This is a genomic window from Flexivirga sp. G2 (genome assembly GCF_055397625.1).
Genome location: NZ_AP039675.1, coordinates 2094854 through 2114389 on the forward strand (window position 1 = coordinate 2094854; position 19536 = coordinate 2114389).

17 protein-coding genes and 1 pseudogene are annotated in these 19536 nt (G+C 66.5%); 11 read left to right on the forward strand and 7 right to left on the reverse strand.

Translation table 11 applies throughout. The annotated features are described in order from the left end of the window. Positions 1 to 12: 12 nt before the first annotated feature. From ruvB to ACZ50J_RS10195, 8 genes and pseudogenes are all read left to right on the forward strand, one after another. Positions 13 to 1104, forward strand: coding sequence for a Holliday junction branch migration DNA helicase RuvB (gene ruvB / locus ACZ50J_RS10160; protein WP_464301158.1), 1092 nt, complete (start codon positions 13 to 15; stop codon positions 1102 to 1104). A 130-nt stretch (positions 1105 to 1234) separates the two neighbouring features. Beyond that, positions 1235 to 1582 carry a preprotein translocase subunit YajC gene (gene yajC / locus ACZ50J_RS10165; RefSeq protein WP_464301159.1) on the forward strand — a complete coding sequence of 116 codons (348 nt, stop codon included), beginning with the start codon at positions 1235 to 1237 and terminating at the stop codon, positions 1580 to 1582. Then, positions 1583 to 3571 (forward strand): protein translocase subunit SecD, encoded by a 1989-nt coding sequence (gene secD / locus ACZ50J_RS10170; RefSeq protein ID WP_464301160.1) that lies wholly within the window; start codon positions 1583 to 1585, stop codon positions 3569 to 3571. It begins immediately after the preceding gene. Continuing rightward, complete coding sequence (secF, locus tag ACZ50J_RS10175; RefSeq protein ID WP_464301161.1) at positions 3571 to 4728, forward strand: protein translocase subunit SecF; 1158 nt, start codon at positions 3571 to 3573, stop codon at positions 4726 to 4728. The genes secD and secF overlap by 1 nt, the downstream gene beginning before the upstream one ends. Beyond that, positions 4721 to 5248, forward strand: a complete 528-nt coding sequence (locus ACZ50J_RS10180; protein ID WP_464301162.1) for an adenine phosphoribosyltransferase — start codon at positions 4721 to 4723, stop codon at positions 5246 to 5248. Before secF ends, ACZ50J_RS10180 begins: the two co-directional genes overlap by 8 nt. A 23-nt stretch (positions 5249 to 5271) precedes the next feature. Then, positions 5272 to 7581: a RelA/SpoT family protein gene (locus tag ACZ50J_RS10185; RefSeq protein ID WP_464301163.1), complete on the forward strand. Its 2310-nt coding sequence runs from the start codon at positions 5272 to 5274 to the stop codon at positions 7579 to 7581. Positions 7582 to 7762: 181 nt separating this feature from the next. Next, entirely contained in the window at positions 7763 to 7963 is a 201-nt protein-coding gene (locus ACZ50J_RS10190; RefSeq protein ID WP_464301164.1) for a hypothetical protein, read from the forward strand. 240 nt (positions 7964 to 8203) lie between these two features. Next, positions 8204 to 8644: pseudogene (locus ACZ50J_RS10195) on the forward strand (RNA polymerase sigma factor); the annotation flags it as partial. 695 nt (positions 8645 to 9339) lie between these two features. Here ACZ50J_RS10195 and ACZ50J_RS10200 read toward each other — a convergent pair. Next, complete coding sequence (locus ACZ50J_RS10200) at positions 9340 to 9558, reverse strand: hypothetical protein (RefSeq protein ID WP_464301397.1); 219 nt, start codon at positions 9556 to 9558, stop codon at positions 9340 to 9342. A 68-nt stretch (positions 9559 to 9626) separates the two neighbouring features. Then, positions 9627 to 10904, reverse strand: a complete 1278-nt coding sequence (locus tag ACZ50J_RS10205; protein ID WP_464301335.1) for an IS256 family transposase — start codon at positions 10902 to 10904, stop codon at positions 9627 to 9629. A gap of 1233 nt (positions 10905 to 12137) precedes the next feature. On the opposite strand from ACZ50J_RS10205, the gene ACZ50J_RS10210 reads away from it, so the two are divergent. After that, a complete protein-coding gene (locus tag ACZ50J_RS10210; RefSeq protein ID WP_464301165.1) occupies positions 12138 to 12725 on the forward strand; it encodes a hypothetical protein in 588 nt (195 codons plus the stop codon). Positions 12726 to 12860: 135 nt separating this feature from the next. Here the strand turns inward: ACZ50J_RS10210 and ACZ50J_RS10215 are convergent, their stop codons facing one another. Then, positions 12861 to 13961 carry a M48 family metallopeptidase gene (locus ACZ50J_RS10215; protein WP_464301166.1) on the reverse strand — a complete coding sequence of 367 codons (1101 nt, stop codon included), beginning with the start codon at positions 13959 to 13961 and terminating at the stop codon, positions 12861 to 12863. Between the two features lie 81 nt (positions 13962 to 14042). Here ACZ50J_RS10215 and ACZ50J_RS10220 point away from each other — a divergent pair, with 81 nt between their 5' ends. After that, positions 14043 to 14468: a hypothetical protein gene (locus ACZ50J_RS10220; RefSeq protein ID WP_464301167.1), complete on the forward strand. Its 426-nt coding sequence runs from the start codon at positions 14043 to 14045 to the stop codon at positions 14466 to 14468. A 3-nt stretch (positions 14469 to 14471) separates the two neighbouring features. On the opposite strand, the gene ACZ50J_RS10225 is transcribed toward ACZ50J_RS10220, so the two are convergent. Genes ACZ50J_RS10225 through ACZ50J_RS10240 form a run of 4 tightly spaced genes read right to left on the reverse strand, consistent with a single transcriptional unit; the run spans position 14472 to position 18662 of the window. After that, a complete protein-coding gene (locus tag ACZ50J_RS10225; protein WP_464301168.1) occupies positions 14472 to 15056 on the reverse strand; it encodes a DUF4232 domain-containing protein in 585 nt (194 codons plus the stop codon). Between the two features lie 5 nt (positions 15057 to 15061). Further along, a complete protein-coding gene (locus tag ACZ50J_RS10230) occupies positions 15062 to 16348 on the reverse strand; it encodes a M18 family aminopeptidase (protein ID WP_464301169.1) in 1287 nt (428 codons plus the stop codon). Then, entirely contained in the window at positions 16345 to 17925 is a 1581-nt protein-coding gene (locus tag ACZ50J_RS10235; protein WP_464301170.1) for a DUF349 domain-containing protein, read from the reverse strand. Before ACZ50J_RS10235 ends, ACZ50J_RS10230 begins: the two co-directional genes overlap by 4 nt. After that, positions 17922 to 18662 (reverse strand): peptidylprolyl isomerase, encoded by a 741-nt coding sequence (locus ACZ50J_RS10240; protein WP_464301171.1) that lies wholly within the window; start codon positions 18660 to 18662, stop codon positions 17922 to 17924. Before ACZ50J_RS10240 ends, ACZ50J_RS10235 begins: the two co-directional genes overlap by 4 nt. Before the next feature lie 163 nt (positions 18663 to 18825). Between ACZ50J_RS10240 and ACZ50J_RS10245 the strand changes: the two genes are divergently transcribed. Next, positions 18826 to 19521, forward strand: a complete 696-nt coding sequence (locus tag ACZ50J_RS10245) for an MBL fold metallo-hydrolase (RefSeq protein WP_464301172.1) — start codon at positions 18826 to 18828, stop codon at positions 19519 to 19521. Positions 19522 to 19536: the final 15 nt, after the last annotated feature.

A 19536-nucleotide genomic window follows, 5' to 3' on the forward strand; every position in this document is an offset into this window, starting at 1 on the left:
ATGATGGACGAGATGGACACCGAACCGGACGGCTCATTCGACGCCACGTCCCGCATCGTCGACCCGGTGGGTGACGAGGAGGAGCGCCGGTTCGAGGTCGCCCTGCGTCCCAAGCGACTCGCCGACTTCCCTGGGCAGCCACGCGTTCGCGACCAGCTCGGTCTGCTGCTCGAAGCGGCTCGCCGACGGCAGCGGCCGCCGGACCACGTGTTGCTGTCCGGTCCGCCCGGACTCGGCAAGACCTCCCTGGCCATGATCATCGCGGCCGAGCTGGAGCAACCGATCCGGATCACCAGCGGTCCCGCCATACAACATGCCGGGGACCTGGCCGCGATCCTCTCGTCGCTGGCCGAGGGTGAGGTGCTCTTCCTCGACGAGATCCACCGGATGGCCCGGCCGGCCGAGGAGATGCTCTACCTGGCGATGGAGGACTTCCGGGTCGACGTGGTCGTCGGGAAGGGTCCGGGGGCCACCGCCATACCGCTGGAACTGCCGCCGTTCACCGTGGTCGGCGCGACAACCCGGTCCGGACTGCTGCCGGCGCCGCTGCGTGATCGATTCGGTTTCACCGGGCACCTCGACTTCTACGCCGCCGACGACCTGGCGCAGATCCTCACCCGCAATGCCACGTTGCTCGGCATCGACGCGACCGATCAGGGCATCGCGGAGATCGCCGGCCGATCGCGTGGCACGCCGCGCATCGCCAACCGGCTGCTGCGACGCGTCCGTGACTATGCGCAGGTGCACGGCAGTGGGGTGCTCGATCTGGGTTCGGCGCGCGCGGCGCTGTCCCTGTTCGATGTCGACCGCAGCGGGCTGGACCGGCTGGACCGTGCGGTGCTCGAAGCGCTGTGCCGCCGGTTCGGTGGCGGGCCGGTCGGCCTGTCGACCCTCGCCGTCGCGGTCGGCGAGGAGGCGGACACGGTCGAGACCGTCGCCGAGCCCTACCTGGTGCGGGAGGGTTACCTGGTGCGCACTCCACGCGGCCGGGCCGCTGCGGCACTGGCCTGGACCCATTTGGGACTCACGCCACCACCCACGGCGACGGGCGGCGCCCTACCCTTGCCTCTGGACGAGGCCGGTGGCGGCCGATTCGGAGACTGACGCGGACACGCTCGGAACCCGAGCACCCCGCAGCAACGTTCCTCACTTAGACTCACCCGTCGGCCGCTTATGCTGCCCCGACGCACCCGATATCAAGGACTGACTTTTCGATGCACGTACTGGAGCCGGCATGGGCAATTTGATCTTCCTCCTGCCGGTGCTGCTGATCGCATGGCTCTTCTGGAGCCAGCGCAGGCGGCAGCAGCAGATGCGCGTCGCACAGGACCAGATCAAGGTCGGCGAAGAGGTCAGCACCACGTCGGGTCTGCTCGGCACGCTCGTCTCCCTCGACGACGACGAGGGTGCCATCGAGGTCTCGCCGGGTGTCACGGTGCGATTCGTGCGGCGGGCGATCGTTCCCCGTGCCCAGGTCGGTGCGCCGCACGCCGCGGAGCCCGCCGAGAGCACGCCCGAAGACACCGAGACGGTCGACCTCGACAAGCACGACGACCACGCTCCCGAGACGAAGGCCGAATAGGTGGCAACCCGAGCACGTCGACGCCCCGCGGGTAAACCGCGGCAGATCCTGACCATCCTGTTGTTGCTGATCGTCGCGCTGTATGCCGGGATCGCCGGCACCACCGCCTGGGGTTCGCCCAAGGGCAAGTGGACCCCGCAGCTCGGCCTGGACCTCGAGGGCGGCCGCCAGATCACCCTCCAGCCGATCGTGGGCAAGGGCCAGACAGTCAACGCCGGCGAGGTCGACCAGGCCGTCGACATCATCCGCAACCGGGTCAACGGCAATGGTGTGTCCGAAGCGCAGGTCACCACGGTCAACAAGAAGCTGATCCAGGTCTCATTGCCCGGCAATCCGAGCGAGCAGACGCTGAAGTCGCTCGCGCAGTCGTCTCAGCTGTCCTTCCGCCCGGTGATCACCTCGCAGCAGGTCGCGCCGGCGCAGGGCACCACCCCGACGCCGACCGGTTCGCCGTCGACGACGCCGAGCAGCTCACCGAGCAGTGCAGCCAAGAGCTCGTCGAGCCCGGCAACGGGCAGTGCGACGTCGACGCCGAAGTCCAGCGGTGCGAACGACATCGTGCCGCAGGCGTTCAAGGCCGAGACGTCCACGCCCTCCTCGACCCCGTCATCGTCCGGGACCGGGAGCCCGTCGAGCACGGCGACGTCGAAGTCCTCCGGCACGAGCACGCCGACGCCCACGCCGACCCCGACGCAGACCACGCCGGCGCGTCAGCTGCCGGGTGCACACACACCGCCGGCCAACGGCAGCGACGACGCGTGGGGCGACTTCCCGGTCGACTCCATCTGGGTGCAGAACGGTCTGGCGACCTCCGGGGAGACCTACACCCAGCTCTTCCAGGCGTTCCCGTGCACCCAGGCGGACGCACCCAAGGGCAAGCCGGCGGTGAAGTGGCAGGAGATCGCTGCCCAGGCACCGGAGAGCCAGCCGAACGTCGGTTGTGACGACTCCACCGGCACCAAGTACCTCATGGGCCCGGTCGAGATCCAGGGCAAGCACCTCACCGATGCGACCTACGGACAGAAGACCAATCAGCAGGGCGTGGCGACGAGCGAAGTCGTGGTCAACCTGAAACTGGACGGGACCGGCACCAAGCAGTTCGCCGCCGTCACCGAACGACTCACGCCATACCCGGACGGCAACCCGAAGAAGCAGTTCGCGGTGACCGTCGACGGCAAGGTCATCACCGCGCCGAATTCGAACTCCGTCATCACCGACGGCAACGCGGAGATCAGCGGCAACTTCACCGAGAGCAGTGCCAAGACGCTGGCCAACCAGCTGAAGTTCGGCGCCCTGCCGTTCTCCTTCAAGGAGCTGACCTCCAACCAGGTCAGCCCGCAGGTGGGCACCGACCAATTGCAGAAGGGCATTCTGGCCGGCCTGATCGGTCTGGTCCTCGTGGTTCTGTACTCGCTGCTGCAGTACCGCGCGCTCGGCTTCGTCACGGTGGCGTCGCTGGTCGTGGCGGGTGTGATGAGCTACGGCCTGGTCACCCTGCTGGGCTTCACCAGCGGGTTCCGGCTCACCATGGCCGGCGTCACCGGTCTGATCGTGTCGATCGGCATCACCGCGGACAGCTTCATCGTCTACTTCGAGCGGGTGAGAGACGAAGTCAGATCGGGCCGGCCCCTGCGGGCCTCCGTCGAGACCGGTTGGGCGCGTGCCCGGCGGACGATCATCGTCTCGGACGCGGTCAACTTCCTGGCAGCAGCGGTGCTCTATGTGCTGTCCGAGGACAACGTGAAGGCGTTCGCGTTCACCCTCGGCTTGTCGACCTTGGTCGACATCGCGGTCGTCATGATGTTCACGCACCCGGTGCTCACTCTGCTGGCGCGCACGAAGTTCTTCGGTAGCGGGCACAAGTGGTCCGGGTTCGATCCGGAGCGCCTCGGCGCCGTGGGTGTCACGTATGCCGGACGGGGTCGAGTCACGATCGCCGACCGCAAGGCGGCTGGGGAAGCCACCGCAGTCGAGGGAGGACAGGCCTGATGGCGAGCTTCGCGCAGTTCGGTAACGACCTCTACACCGGTCGCCGGCAGATCAACTTCATCGGTCGCCGCCGGACCTGGTACCTCCTGACCGGCATACTCCTGGTGATCGCAGCGGTCGGCATCTTCGGCCGTGGCCTGAACTTCAGCCTGGAGTTCGAGGGTGGATCCCAGGTCTCTGTCGCCGACATCAAGAGCACGAGCAACTTCGATCAGCGCGCGCACGACGCCGTGAAGTCGGCGGTCGGTTCCGCGGACAACCTCGTGGTGACCAAGGCGGGTGCGAGCACGATCAAGATCGAGTCCAAGAAGCTCGGCAACGGCACCTCGACGGACACCGACAAGGTAGGTAACGCGCTCGCCAAGGAGTTCGGCGTCAAGCAGAGCTCGGTCAGCACGCAGTTCATCGGCCCCTCGTGGGGTAGTTCGGTGACGCACAAGGCGATCCAGGCATTGATCGTCTTCCTGCTGCTGCTGGCGATTCTGCTGTCGGTCTACTTCCGCACCTGGACGATGGCCGTCGCTGCGCTGGTCGCGCTGGTGCACGACCTGTTCTTCACGGTCGGCATCTACGCGCTGACCGGCATCGAGATCTCGCCGGCCACCATGATCGGCTTCCTGACGATTCTCGGTTACTCGATCTACGACACCGTGGTCGTCTTCGACAAGGTCCGGGAGAACACCGACGAAGCGATCAGGGACGGCAACCGTACCTATGCTCAGGCGGCCAATTACGCGGTCAACCAGACACTGGTCCGGTCGATCAACACCTCGGTCGTCGCGTTGCTGCCGATCACCGCGATCATGGTCGTCGGCATCTTCCTGCTCGGCCCGGGCACGCTGCTCGACCTGGCCGTTGCGCTGTTCTTCGGTATCGCCGTCGGCACCTACTCCTCGATCTTCATCGCGACCCCGCTGCTGACCTCGCTGCGGCACCGCGAGGCGAGCATCAAGGAACTGGACCGTCGCGCGCACGCCTACCAGGCGAGCCAGGCGAGCGTGCTGGCCCAGACCGGGACCAGGGACGACCACACACCGGGCGAATCCGCCTCGGGCGTCGTCGAACCCGCCCGTGCCAAGGCAGCTGCTGCGGCTGCCGCCACCAAGGTGCGCAAGCGCGAGATCCACCCGCTCGCGAAGCGGGACGCGGATGACTGACGGCGCTGCCGAGGTGCTGGCCGCCCACACGCGCGACGTCCCCGACTTCCCGAAACAGGGCGTCATGTTCAAGGACCTGACGCCCCTGTTCCGGGAGCCGGCAGCGTTCACGGCCGTCCTGTCCGAGATCTCCGACCGGTGGTCCGGCAAGGTCGACGTGGTCGCCGGGGTCGAGGCCCGCGGTTTCATCCTGGGAGCGCCGCTGGCGCTGCAGATGGGTCTGGGCTTCGTCCCGATCCGCAAGGCCGGCAAGCTCCCCGGTGACACGCACGCCCGTTCCTACGACCTCGAATATGGTCAGGCGACTATCGAGGTCACGACCGACGCGTTCACCGCCGGACATCGGGTGCTGCTCGTGGACGACGTGCTGGCGACCGGCGGCACGGCGGCCGCGGCCTGCGAGCTGATCGAGTGCGCGGGCGCCGAGGTGGTGGCGCTGGAAATGTTGCTCGAACTGAGCTTCCTGCACGGTCGGGACAAACTGCCCGGCCGCACCGTGCACGCCACGCTGGTCGACTGAATCGCCACGATTAGACTCGGCCTATGAGTCAGGACGAACGCACCAGTAACCCGTCGGGTGCGTCGCGTGTGCGGGCCAGACTCGTCCGGTTCGGTGCGCCGCGCCCGAGCACCAACAGCGAGATCGAGCCGCTGCTGGCCATCGTGCGGGCGACCCACCCGAAGGCCGATCTGGCAATCATCGACCGGGCGTATGCCGTCGCCGAGAACGCCCACCGGGGTCAGTTGCGCAAGTCGGGTGATCCCTACATCACGCACCCGCTGGCCGTGGCGACCATCCTGGCCGAGCTCGGTATGACGCCGCCGACCCTCGCCGCGGCGTTGCTCCACGACACGGTGGAGGACACGCCATACAGCCTGACGCAGTTGAAGGACGAGTTCGGCGACGAGATCGCCATGCTCGTCGACGGCGTGACCAAACTGGACAAGGTGACCTACGGCGACGCCGCGCAGGCCGAGACCGTCCGCAAGATGGTCATCGCGATGGCACGGGACATCCGGGTGCTGGTCATCAAGCTGGCCGATCGACTGCACAACGCCCGCACCTGGCGTTACGTGTCCGCCGAGTCGGCGCAGCGCAAGGCGACCGAGACCCTGGAGATCTACGCTCCGCTGGCCCACCGGCTCGGCATGAACACCATCAAGTGGGAGCTGGAGGATCTGTCCTTCGCGACCCTCTACCCGAAGGTCTACGACGAGATCGCCCGACTGGTGGCCGACCGCGCCCCGGCTCGGGAGGAGTACCTGCGTGGCGTGCGCGAGCAGGTGACGGCCGACCTGCGGGCCGCGAAGATCAAGGCCACGGTGACCGGGCGGCCCAAGCATTACTACTCCGTCTACCAGAAGATGATCGTCCGCGGCCGCGACTTCGAGGACATCTACGACCTCGTCGCGGTGCGCGTGCTGGTGGAGTCGGTGCGGGACTGTTACGCGGTTCTCGGGACGCTGCATTCGCGGTGGAGTCCGCTGCCCGGGCGGTTCAAGGACTACATCGCGATGCCCAAGTTCAACATGTACCAGTCGTTGCACACGACGGTGATGGGACCGCAGGGCAAGCCGGTGGAGATCCAGATCCGGACCTTCGGGATGCACCGCCGCGCCGAATACGGTGTCGCGGCCCACTGGAAGTACAAGGAGGACGCCAAGAAGGGCGCCGGAGACAGTGACAACGACGCCAACCCGAGCAACGACATGTCGTGGCTGCGGCAGCTGCTGGACTGGCAGCGCGAGACCGCCGATCCGGGGGAGTTCCTGGAGTCGCTGCGTTTCGACGTCGGGTCCCGCGAGGTCTACGTCTTCACGCCGAAGGGTTCGGTCATGGGGTTGCCGGCGGGCTCCACACCGGTCGACTTCGCGTATGCCGTGCACACCGAGGTCGGGCACCACACGATCGGCGGCCGGGTCAACGGGCGACTCGTGCCGCTGGAGAGCCCGCTCGAGAACGGCGACGTCGTCGAGATCCTCACGTCCAAGGCCGACGGCGCCGGACCCAGTCGTGACTGGCTCGGCTTCGTCAAGAGCCCGCGGGCACGCAACAAGATCCGCCAGTGGTTCTCCAAGGAACGTCGCGAAGAGGCGATCGAGAACGGCAAGGATGCTCTCGCCCGCACGATCCGCAAGAAGGGGCTCGGCATCCAGCGGTTGATGTCGCACGAGTCGCTGACGTCCGTCGCCGAGCGGCTGAAGTACCACGACATCGATGCCCTGTATGCCGCGATCGGTGACAGTCACGTCTCGCCGGACCATGTGGTCAAGCAACTCGTCGAGATGCTCGGCGGCGAGGAGGGCACCACCGAGGACCTGGCCGAAGCGACGAATCCCGTTCGGCGCAACCGGCGTTCGGCAGAGACCGACCCCGGTGTGACCGTCGTCGGCACGGACGACGTCTGGGTCAAACTCGCCCGGTGCTGCACCCCGGTGCCTGGCGACGACATCATCGGTTTCGTCACGACCGGCAACGGCGTCTCGGTGCACCGACGGGACTGCACCAACGCCGAACAGTTGCTGGCGCAACCCGAGCGGCTGATCAATGTGGCGTGGTCACCGTCCGCGGCGTCGGTGTTCCTGGTGCAGTTGCAGGTCGAGGCACTCGATCGCAATGCACTGCTGTCCGATGTGACCCGCGTGCTGTCCGAGCAACACGTCAACATCCTGTCCGCGAGCGTGCAGACGACCCGCAATCGCGTCGCGATGTCGAAGTTCACCTTCGAGATGGGTGACCCCAACCACCTCGAGCACGTCATCAAGGCGGTCCGCAAGATCGACGGCGTCTTCGACGTTTACCGCATCACCGGCTCCGGACACCGCAGCCGGGACGCCACGTCGCAGTCCTGACCGGGCGGCGGCCACATCGCCACCGACTCCAGTCACGTGGAGATTCCGGATGCGGCCAGGTCCGGGCCAGGAGTCGGATCCGGAATCCTGTGCCTACGTGTCTGAACGGTGGGCGCGGCGTCACTTTCTCACTCGTTGTCGCTCTTCATAGATAGCGGCACACGACAGGGAGGGGACGGCGGTGGAGCGGCCCACAATATCGTCACAGAACTACGAGTCTGATGAGTTCCGTGCGTTGGCGTCAGCGGTGATCGCCTACGAGCGGATCGTGCAGCAGGCCCGGACGGAACCGGTGAGTGCAGACCCAGCAGAGCTGTTGTCGGCCTTGTCAGACGTGGGTGAAGCATCACTGGTGATGGTGAAACATGCCGGAGCGCTCTGACTCCGGCAGCGGAGTGCAATTGCTTCATGCCACGTGCTTGCAAATCTCGTTCCGTGCCCCGCGACATGCAGTACCTCCTAGCTGTCGCCTGCTGGCCCTGCACACCATCACAACCACCTTCACCGTGCCTGCCACGAGCGGGCACGGTCGTCTTCAGACTGTGAGACGCCGATGACCTCTCTGTCCGATCTCGACGACGGTGCGGTGCTGGAGCGCGTCCGCGCGGGGGACGCTGATGCGATGGCCGAGCTGTGGTCTCGGCATTACCCGGCGACGCTCGCCACTGCACGTCGGGTGAGTCGACAACCCAAGGACGCCGAGGAAATCGCTTCCGATGCGTTCGCGGCGATGTTGCACGCACTGAGCACCAACCACGGCCCCGTCACGTCGGTGCGCGGCTACTTGGCCACGTCGGTGCGCAACCTTGCGTCACGAGTGCATCGCTCCACAGCGGCCAACGTACTCACGGACGAGGTCGCAGAGTTCGAGGAGTCGACAGCTGGGGCACTGGACCCGGTGGCCCATCACGCCGAGCTCGGTCTCGTGCGAGAGGCTTTCGGCTCACTTCCGCGTCGCTGGCAGACCGTCCTGTGGCGTACCGCTGTCGATCACGACTCGAACAAGGCGATCGCCGCTGATATGGGTATGTCACCGAACGCGATCGCCGCGTTGGCTCGCCGCGCCCGAGCAGGGTTTCGCACGGCGTACCTGCAGGCTCATGTCTCTACCCATGCCGTCGCAGCCGACTGCGTTCCCTATGCCCCGCGGTTGGTCGAGCTGCTTTCCCCAACCGCCCGACTACACAGTTCCACGAGCGGTCTGCGTCACCATGTGGCTGGCTGCGTGGACTGCACTCGTCGGCTGGCAGACCTGCAGTCCGCCGAGAAGGGCTTGGGCGCGATGCTGTTGCCGGCCATGCTCGCACTGGGACCGACCATCAAATGGGTCGGCGTCGCGAACGCCGGTCATGCCACCGGAGTCCTTGGCATCGGCGTCCTGGGAAAGTCGCTTCACACCGGCAAGTTCGTCGGCGCCGCGGCGGCCGTGGCGGTAGCTGCGACAGCGGGGACGGCCTACGCCCTGACGCTGCCCGGAACCGGCCCTGCCACACCTCCGTATGCGGTGACGTCATCTGCTGCGGCACCCGCGCACGGAGCCGGTCACCAAGGTGGCGGGGCGGAGCGCACCATCTCGCCAATTGTCACTCCGACTGCTCCGAACGATATGCGCGACGCCGCCGAGCCGTGGGCGACGCTGATGATGTCACCACCATCGAACAGCACATCGGCTACGCGGTTGGTGCGCACGAGGCCATTGCGGAGTGCGCCGGTGGTACCGCTGCCGTCGACCGCTCCCGCCCATCCCACCCACTCCTCCTACGCCTCGTCGTCTCGTACAACGGTCCTGGTGCCGACCTCAACATCGGCTGTCAGGTCGTCTACCACGTCCTCCGGCAGTTCTGCCCCCGCTTCCCCGTCGACCAGCTCGCCGCCCTTCACGTCCTCCAGCAGTTCGACACTGACTTCAACATCGCCCAGCTCTTCACCCGCTAGCTCGGTCACGACGTCACCGACATCTCCATCGTCGAGCAGCACGTCACCCCCAGCGTGCACGCCGCCGTGGTGGGGAGTGTCCGAAATTCGGTGTTTCTGGCCCTGATTGATTAGTACTTCTCTGCGGTGGGCCAGCGGCCCTCGAAGACGGTCGCGAACACGTTGAGTGCTGGCTTCCATCGCATGGTCCATCGTGCCTGTCCACGCCCGGTCGGGTCCAGTGACCTGGTGACGAGGTAGAGGCATTTGAGTGCTGCTTGCTCGTTCGGGAAGTGCCCACGGGCACGGACTGCCCTCCGGTAACGTGCGTTGAGCGACTCGATCGCGTTGGTACTGAACAGGATTCTCCTGATTTCGACGTCGTAGGCCAGGAACGGGGTGAATTCCTCCCACGCGTTGTCCCATAACCGGATCAGCGCGGGATACTGCTGGCCCCAGGTGTCGGTGAACTTCGCAAACTCCGCTCGTGCCGCCTCAGCCTTCGGCGCGGTGTACACCAGCTTCAGTTCCCTGGCGATCTGGTCCCAGTACTTTCGCGACGTCAACCGGAAGGAGTTGCGCAGCAGGTGAATGACGCATGTTTGTACGGTCGCGTCCGGCCACACGCTCTCCACCACGGCAGGTAGCCCCTTGAGGCCGTCACAGACGACGAACATGGTGTCGGCCACGCCGCGGTTCTTCAGCTCGGTCAACACCGCGAGCCAGTACTTGGCGCCCTCACCATCGCCTGGAGTGCCGGCCCACAACCCGAGCACGTCCTTCCGCCCGTCAACGGTGACACCGATCGCGGCGTAGAAGGGCCGGTTAGCGACCTGCCCGTCGCGGACCTTGACCACGATCGCGTCGATGAAGATCGCCGCGTACACCGGATCCAGCGGGCGAGCCAGCCATTCGTTCATCTCCTCGCTGATCCGATCGGTGATCCGACTGATCGTGTCCTTGGATACCGACGCGCCGTAGATCTCTTCCAGGTGGGCGCTGATCTCCCCAGTGGTCAGGCCCTTCGCAGTCAGTGAGAGCACAACCTGCTCGACCGAGCCGAGCTTGCGGTGGTGCTTGGGCACGATCACCGGCTCGAACGTGCCGGTCCGGTCCCGCGGCACCGTGATGTCGACTTTGCCGACGTTGTCGGTCAGCACCGTCTTAGTCCGGGAGCCGTTGCGAACGTTGCGGATACGACCCTCACTCGTAGCTTCCGAGGCAGTGTCGGTGTCGTCCGCTGATGCTGACGATGGCTGATGCTTGCCGTGTCCGAGGTGCTCAGTCATCTCCTCCTCCAAGGAGATCTCCAGCACCATCTTGGTCAGATCCTTCAACAGACCCGACGGGCCAGTCAACGAGTCACCGTTAGCGCGCGCATCGCGCACCAGCTCGGTGAGCGCTTCCATGCGGCGACGTTCCACGTCGGTCTTCTTCGGTCGGCGGTCCGCGGGCTCACGCCGAGCAGGTCGCGTCCCTGCCGGCTCCTCGTTGCTGTTGTTCACGTCCTGCAGTGTCATGCGTTACTACTCCGGTCCCGCCCCAACCATGGGGCGTGTCACGGACCAGAAACACCGAAATTGCGATAGTCCCCCGTGGTGGTGCTTCCCGTGGCTGTGTTGTGCGTCTGCACCGGACTGAGCACTTCGGATTCCATTGGCGCGGAGGTCGACCGTCGGTGCGCTGCGGCATCCGTCGGGTGTGCGCCGGTGCCTTTTTGAGCCTGCCCATCAGGACGCCTGATCTGCGGGCCGAACAGTGGATCAGTGCGTGTTGCCGCTGGCCGGGTCGGCCGCGTCGCGGGAGCGTCAGTCGCACCGTTGCTCGAACGCGTCTTGCTTTGTTCCTGCCGTCAACGAGTGAGAGTCGGTAAACCGGCACTTTGCGCCGCGGCGGCGAATCCATTCGTGACGTGCGTCACGTTCAATGAACTATCCCCTTGAGTCGCCTAGTCCATTGTGATTACCGGACGCCAGACGGATGGTTAGGCGGCGGGATGGTGCCGCTCGCGGACTCCAGACCCGGTAACCGTTCGGGAAGTCACCAAGTCATTAAGGCCATGCACGTCACAAGCGATACCGCGTGACGTTCGCGCGTCACCTTTTCATGTATTCGTGCTCTCACTCGACGGAAGGGAACTGTTGCCAGCTCCTGCCGTCCGGTGGATGCGCCAGACCTCGCGGTCAGCTCCGCCGACGTCAGGAGTTGGCAACGCGCAAAGACGCAAACGGGAATTGACATGAAAGTCGTACATTGAAGCCAAATACGTACTCATTCGTCAGACAGTTGACGGTTCTCCTGAATGTCTGAAGAGGATTCGGAAGAGAGTTCCGAAGTTCGAGCCGGCAATCCTCGGACCGCACGTGCGAAAAGACGGACGGGTGCAGCCTGGTTGTCTCCAATCGTGCCCATCGGCCCCGTTGCGGCAGCAAGAGACAACCCAGGTCGCGAAACGAGGCGACCGGAACATAGATAGCGGGATGTGTCCGAAGGATTGCCCGGTCGAAGCCCTGCGTCGTGGGGCACAAACCAGCACTAGACCAACAATATGCACTACCAATCAATAGAGGAAATAGTTAATGAAGAATTCTGTGGCGCCCTCGCGGCGTAGCGTCGCCAAGTCCGTTGCGTGGACTGTCCCGGTGATCGCCGTGGGAACAGCCGCCCCAGCAGCCTCGGCCAGCACCACCGCCACACCACCCGGTTTGCAGGGGTGGGTTCAGGTCACCGAGACATGCGACGCACGCACGGGCGCACGGCTCGGGATCAATGGGGCAGGCTCTTACCCTGACCGCGGATTGTGGGTGTACAACACGACGCCCGCAACAACCATCACGAACGCCTCGATCACCTTCTACTTTCCGACCACCATGAACCTGACCTGGTCGTACGCGTCGGGCGGCTCGACGCAATGGACGCTCCCAACCAAAGACCCGAGTGCACCCGCAGTCACCGGAATGACGGCCTACACGACCCGTTACACCGGTGCTTTCGCGTACGTCAAGGGCAACCCCGTGTACAGCTACGCGCTGGGGCAACCCGCGTTTCAAACACAGACACTGTCGTACAGCTACTGCCTTTCGGCGGTTCGCGCATATGCCCGTCGAACGGTCACCGTCGACGGCAAACAGATCTCGTTCCTGCGAGGGCCGATCACCTTGCAACCGTCCAGCGCTGCGCCGCGCGCGAATACGGCGGCGACGGTGCACACGACCGGCGACCTGATCTGACTCTTCCCGGACGGTCGGATTCCACAGCGTCAGGACCATGCGCGGACACGCGCATGGTCCTGACGAGTGATCGGACGAACGCCGGCACCCTCGGTGCGCCGGCCGCCGAGGGTGCCGGGCGGGGTGATGCGCGGGTCAGTCGTCGCGCGAAGGCGGTGCCGGGCGGTTGAACCATTCACCGAACCGTGAACCGACCTTCCCGACCTGCTCACCGACGTTCGTCAGGAGGTTCGCCAGCGCGTCGGTCGAGTCGGCCGCAGCCTGCTTGTAGGACTTGGCTGCTCCGCCGAGATCCGCTCCGAGATGCGAGGAGGCGTCGGCACTGCGTCGTTGATAGTTGCCCGACAGGATGGCGCGGTACTCCTCCGACCCTGCCCACTTCTGCAACTGCTGGGCACGAACGACGGCGAGCGGGTGCGTCATACCCTCGACCGAGCGCAGCTTGTGGATCGAGTCGCGGATGTCGTCGACGCCGAGATAGTCCTCGGCCTGCTGGAGGAAGGACGGTATGTCGATCTGGTCCGGGTCCAGTCCGCCGGCCAGCAGGATGTGCGCGCGCAGCGCCGCCTGCGGGTCCTGGCCGCACAGCAGGCCGGCCCGGTCGGCCGTGAGTTCCGCCTTGCGATACCACTCCCGCAGCGCCGCGACGACGGCGCGAATCCCCAGTGCCCCTGCGGGAATCCACGACAACGTCGTCTGCATCGACAGCAACCGCACAAGCAGAGTCCGCAGTACCGCGTGGCCGGACAACACGTGACCCATCTCGTGGCCGATGGAGAAGCGGATGCTCTCGTCATCCATCGCTTCGAGCAGGCCGGTGGTGAGGATGACGAACGGCTCGTCGATGCCGATGGTCAGCGCGTTGACCTCGGGGTCTCGTTGGACGAACAGTGCGGGCACCTTCGGAAGATCCAGGATCTGCGCGCACTCCGTCTGCATCCGGTGCAGCTTCGAGTACTGCTTCTCGCTCACCCGGATGCAGGAGGCCAGTGCCATCAGCCGCTCGCCGCGCTCGGGGAAGACCCCTGACAGGGCACGCAGGATGTCCGAGAGACCGGGGACCGCGCGCATCGTGGCCATCACACTGCGGTCGGCCGGATGTTCGTAGCTGCGAGGCGAGATGTCCGGAAAGCGGATCCGGTCCTCGGTCGGGATGATGTGCTGCGCGTCCTGGTCGCCCATGTGGCGTGCCTCCCCGGTGATCGTGTCGACGGTGATGCTACGACGAGCGGCCATCGATGACGGGTTCCGCCGTCGAGACCGGCGCTGTGGACAACTTCTGCGAGCGTATGACGGGGCGGTGCAAGCTCTCGGGGCATGACAACGACACCAGAACGAACACCGATCCGGAGCGAACGAGACCTCTTCGAGCGCTGGGAGGAACTCATGGGCGGAGGAGACTTCGGGCGCCGCAGCTTGTGGCTGATCTTCCTCGACGAGGAGGGACGACAGTCCGATCTCATCGTGCCCATCGACGACATTCCAATGCTGCCCGACGCGCGTGACGTGCAGGCCATCGTCGACCTGGTCACGCGAGTGCGCGAAGAGGTGGGGGTGGCCGACGTGCCGATGCTCATCTCGCGACCCGGGCCGTCCGGGATGACGGAGGGGGACCGGCTCTGGGCGGCCGCCCTGACCGGGGCGCTGCGCGACCTGCACCCGCGGTGGCCGATCCACCTCGCGACCCGTGACCGATTGCAGGTCTTCGCAGCGGACGACCTGCTGGGCGCCCGGGCCAGTTGAGCGTCAGGGCGTCGGTGCCCACTGCGCGTCGGCGACGCTCGGCTCACCGGTGAGATCGTTCATACCGCCCAGTTGGAGACAGTCGTCCACGTGGCCCGTCGTGCCGTCGACGGTCACCTCCAGGGCGGACGCCCCGCGTTCGCAGCGACCATTGGACAGCCAGTGCAGTTGCAGCGAGACGGACTGACCGGCGGCCACTACCCGTGAGCTCCTCGGCGCGCGCCAACCCCATTGCACCGCAACGGGATCACCGTCTTGGTCGCGGGCAGTGACTACTGGTTGTGGTGGCACGGTCGCGGACCGGGACCCGCAGTTGCGCACCTGGATGGACAGGTAGCGATTGCCGGACGCCGCCTCCACCGGTGAGAACCCGAACGCCCACGGTGTCCGCGCGCACGATGCCGCGATGGATGTCGTGCGAACCACGCTCGACGTCGACGGCGGCGGCGTGGTGATGGGCGCGACGAAGGTCGGCTCCGTCGTCGACGTCACCCACCCGCCGGGCTCGCGGCCGTCCTGCACCGAGCCGCAGCCGGAGATCGCCAGGAGTATGGCGACCGCCGGCAATACGACCTTTGCCCTCGGCACGCTCGTCAGGCGGGGGAGAGGAACGCTGTCAGGGCGTCGGCATACATCCGCTGGTCCTCGGTGCCGACGAGTTCGCGGACCGAGTGCATCGACAGGGTGGGCGCACCGAAGTCCACGGTCGTGACACCGGTGAGGGCCGACGTGACGGGTCCGACAGTGGAGCCGCACGGCAGGTCGGACCGGACCACGAAGCGTTGCACCGGCACGTCCGCCTGTTCACAGGCGAGCGAAAATGCTGCTGCACCAACGGAATCCGTTGCATAGCGCAGGTTCGTGTTGATCTTGAGAACAGGCCCGCCGTTCATCGCGATCTGATGCTGGGGCTCGTGGCGGTCGGAGTAGTTCGGATGCGTTCCGTGCGCCATGTCGCCGGACGCGATCACGCTGCCGGCGAGTGCGCGATGCATGGCATCTCGGTCGCCGCCCAGGGTCCGGGTGACCCGCTCGAGGGTCGTCATGAGCAGGGCCGACTGTGCGCCACGTTCGGACACCGAGCCGATCTCCTCATGATCGAAGAGCGCGAGCACCTGGGTGGTCGGCGATCCGGGGGCCGCCTCGTGCGCACGGATCAGCGCGAGCGTCCCGGCATACGAGGTGGCGAGGTTGTCCATCCGCGCGCCGGCGATGAACTCCCGGTCGCGGCCGAAGAACGCCGCGGGCTGCAGGTCGAACGTCATTGCGTCCCAGGCCAGCAGGTCCTCGGCATCGACGCCGACCTGCTTCGCCAGGTAGCCCCGGAAGTCGCCGGCACTGTCACCGAGGCCCCAGTGCGGCACGAGGTGCTGCTGCGGGTTGAGCTGCTCACCCTCACGTGCCGACCGGTCCAGGTGTATGGCGAGCCGGGAGATCCGCAGGATCGGCTCATCGACCCGGAACAGCCGCTCCACGACGCCCTTGCCGTCGCGCACGGCGACCCGACCGGCGACGCCGAGGTCCCGGTCCATCCAACTCGGGGCGATGAGGCCGCCATACGGCTCGACACCGAGGAGCTGCCAACCGGCCCGGGCGACGTCCGGTTGCGGCTTGATCCGGAAGTTGGGCGAGTCGGTGTGGGCGCCGACCATCCGTATCGGCGTGGTCGCGCCATCCGCGTGCCGCGTCGACCACGCGAGCAGTGAGCCGCCACGGATCAGGAAGTAGCCACCCGGGTCGCTCGGCCATTCATCGGTCTCGTGCAGTTGCCGGAAGCCTGCATCGGTCAGCTGCCGGGCGGATTCGGCGCACGCATGGAACGGCGTCGGCGACGCGTTCAGGTAGTCGATCAGGCCTGCACAGATGTCGGATTCGCTCATCGGCCGGAGTCCTGCAGACCGCCGCGGGCCTGCTCGAGCCAGGCCTGGCGCGCCTTGAGGGATTCCTCGAGTTCCTTGATCTTCTTCTCGTTGCCGGTCTCGCGAGCCTTCGCGAGGTCGGCCTCGAGGTCGGCCACTGCCGACTCCAACTGATCGACCATGGACTGGGCGCGTGCGGCCAGCTCCGGATCGCTCTTCTGCCACTTGGAGTCCTCGGCCTCGCGCACAGCCGTCTCAACCTTGCGCATGGCCTGCTCGATGCGATTGATGTCCTTGCGCGGGACCTTCCCCGCGGCGTCCCAGCGGTCCTGGATGTTGTGCAACGCGGACTTCGCCGCAGCCAGGTTCTTGACGGGCAGCAGAGCCTGGGCCTCCTTGAGCAACTCCTCCTTGACCGCGAGGTTGGCCTCGAACACCTGGTTCTCCTCGGCGACGACCTCGTCCTTGGCCGCGAAGAAGGAGTCCTGCGCCTTCTTGAACCGCGCCCACAGCTTGTCGTCGTCGTGCCGGGAGGCTCGGCCGGCCTGACGCCATTCGCCCATCAGGCGCTTGAACGCCGACGCGGTCTGACCCCAGTCCTTGGACGTGGCGAGGCGCTCGGCTTCGGCGATCAACTGCTCCTTGCGGGCCTTGACCGCGCCGTGCTCCTCGTCGAGCCGGGCGAAGTGCGAGCGGCGCGTCTTGTCGAACCCGTTGCGGGCGTGGCTGAACCGTTGCCAGAGCGCGTTCTCGGTCGGCTTGTCGAGCTTCGCCCCGGTGCGCTGGAGGGTCTTCCACCCGTCCAGCAACTCGCGCATCCGCGCTGTGCTCGACTTCCACTGCACCTTCTCGGTGGGCTGTGCCGCGATCTGCTCCGCCTCGGCCACGAGCTTCTCGCGTTGGGTCGCCGCCTCCGCGCGAGCTGTCGCACGGGCCTCACCCTCCACTTGAGCCTTTGCCTTCAGAGCGGTCGCGATCTGCTCGACCGTGGAGTCGAGCTGAGCGAGATCCCCGACGACATGAGCCTCGCCGACCTGCTGACGCAGGGCGCGCAACGCCTCCTGGCCGTCATGCACCGGCAGGTCGGTCTGGACGACGCGCTGCAGCAGCAGGTTCGCGGTGGCGGCGATCTCGTCGTACTTGCGGGCGAAGTAGGCCAGTGCCTCGTCGTGACCGGCGTCCGGGTAGGAGCCGACCTCGCGCTCACCGTCCGGGGTTCGGACGAACACCGTGCCGTCGTCGGCGACGCGACCGAACGACGCCGAGTTGCTCGCCGCGGCGGGTGCCGGAACCGGAGTCTGGGCTACGGCCGCCGGGGTCGCCGGCGGGTGCGGTTTCATGGCGGCAGGGGACGGCGGAGTGGGCCGCGGGGCGGGAGCCGCCGGTGCAGGCGTCGGTGTCGCCGGGGCCTCCCCGGCGACGGGCTCTTCGCCGGCGGGCTCCTCGGCGGAGGCCGGTTGCTCGGCCGGCTGCGACTCGGCGAGCTTCTCGGCCACCTCCTCGGCGGGCGGTGGCGTGACCGTCGCGGTGGCCTCTGCGGCCGGCGCCGCGGTGGCCTCGGTGGTGGATTCGGTGTTTTCAGGTGACATGTCGTTCATGCCTTCTTCTCCGTGACGGTGACCTTGAGGATGCTGATCGGTTGAGTCGGGGCGCCGTCGCCGTTGGGACTGTTGGTCCCGGCCTTGGCCACCGCGTTGACGATGTTCATACCGCCGACGACCTTGCCGAAGATCGAGTAGCCACCGCCATCGGTCGGCAGCTGCGTGTCGTCATACACGATGAAGAACTGGCCGCCGTTGCTGTTGGGATCCTGCGCGCGAGCCATTGCGAGGGTGCCCGACGGATAGTCACCGTTCTGCGGGGCGTTCTCGATGCCGAAGCCGTAGCCGGGGCTGCCGCTGCCGGTGCCGGTCGGGTCGCCGCACTGCAGGACGTAGATGCCCTCGGTGGTCAGCCGGTGACACGGGCTGTCGTTCCAGTAGCCCTTGGCCAACTGAAGGAAGGATGCGACCGTCTGCGGTGCCTTGTCGCCATCCAACTCGACGGTGACGTCGCCGCAGTTGGTGTGCAGCACCGCGGTGAACGTCTTGCCTGCCGCGGCAGCCTTCGACGGCAGCTTCTGCTGCTTGGTGCTCGTCGGGAGGGCAGGTGCCTTGTCGCAGTGCAGCTTGCCGCCGGTGACGCCCAGCGTCGCGGCGTCGGCGCTCGGCGAAGCGGCCGCGGGCACGCCGGAGGATGCGGTTGCGCCGCTGCTGCTGGACCCGCAAGCCGCAAGGCTCAAAGTCGTGGCCAGGCACGCGACGCCGATGACGGACCGGGTCCGATTCAGACGCAAGAGCAGTTACTCCTCGGTGTACTCCACACGGCGGATCTGCGCCTGTCAGGAGGGTGTTTGCAAACGCCCGCCAGTCTAAAGGGTTCACGGCGGATTTCCACCGGATAACTCGTGGGCCGATACGTCGTCGCGGGCGCCGTACGAGCACCGATAGGCTCGCTCGGTGCTGACTGCATCCTTCCCAGCCGCCGTTTTCGGCACGAACTGCTACGTGATCGCCCCCGGGCAGGGTGAGGAGTGCGTGATCGTGGACCCGGGCATCGGTGTGCTCGACACACTGCGTGAGGCCCTGGCCGAAATGAAGCTGCGTCCGGCCGCCGTCCTGCTCACCCACGGCCACGTCGACCACGTGTATTCGGTGACTCCTGTGTGTGGCGGCACCGTCGGTGCCTTCATCCACTCCGACGATCGCTACCGGCTGGCGGACCCGCTGTCCTCGCTCGGGCCGCAGCTGATCGGCATGTTCGAGCAGCAGTTCGGCAAGGCGCCGACCTGGACCGAGCCGAGCGACGTGGTCGAGATCCGGGATCGGCAGTCGCTGGAACTGGCGGGTATGACGTTCGAGGTGCGACACACGCCCGGGCATACCGAGGGCTCGGTGATCTTCGGCATCGAGGAGATCCCGGACGGCCTGCCGGCCGAGGCCGCGGTCACCTCGACCGTGCTGTCCGGCGACACGCTCTTCGCCGGATCGATCGGCCGCACCGACCTCGCCGGTGGTGACGGCGACGCGATGACCCGATCGCTGCGCGAGGTCGTCCTCCCGCTGCCCGACACCTCTCTGGTGCTGCCCGGTCACGGACCCGGCACCACCATGGCGCGCGAACGCGCCACCAATCCGTACCTTCAGAACCTCTAAGGGATCAACACACAC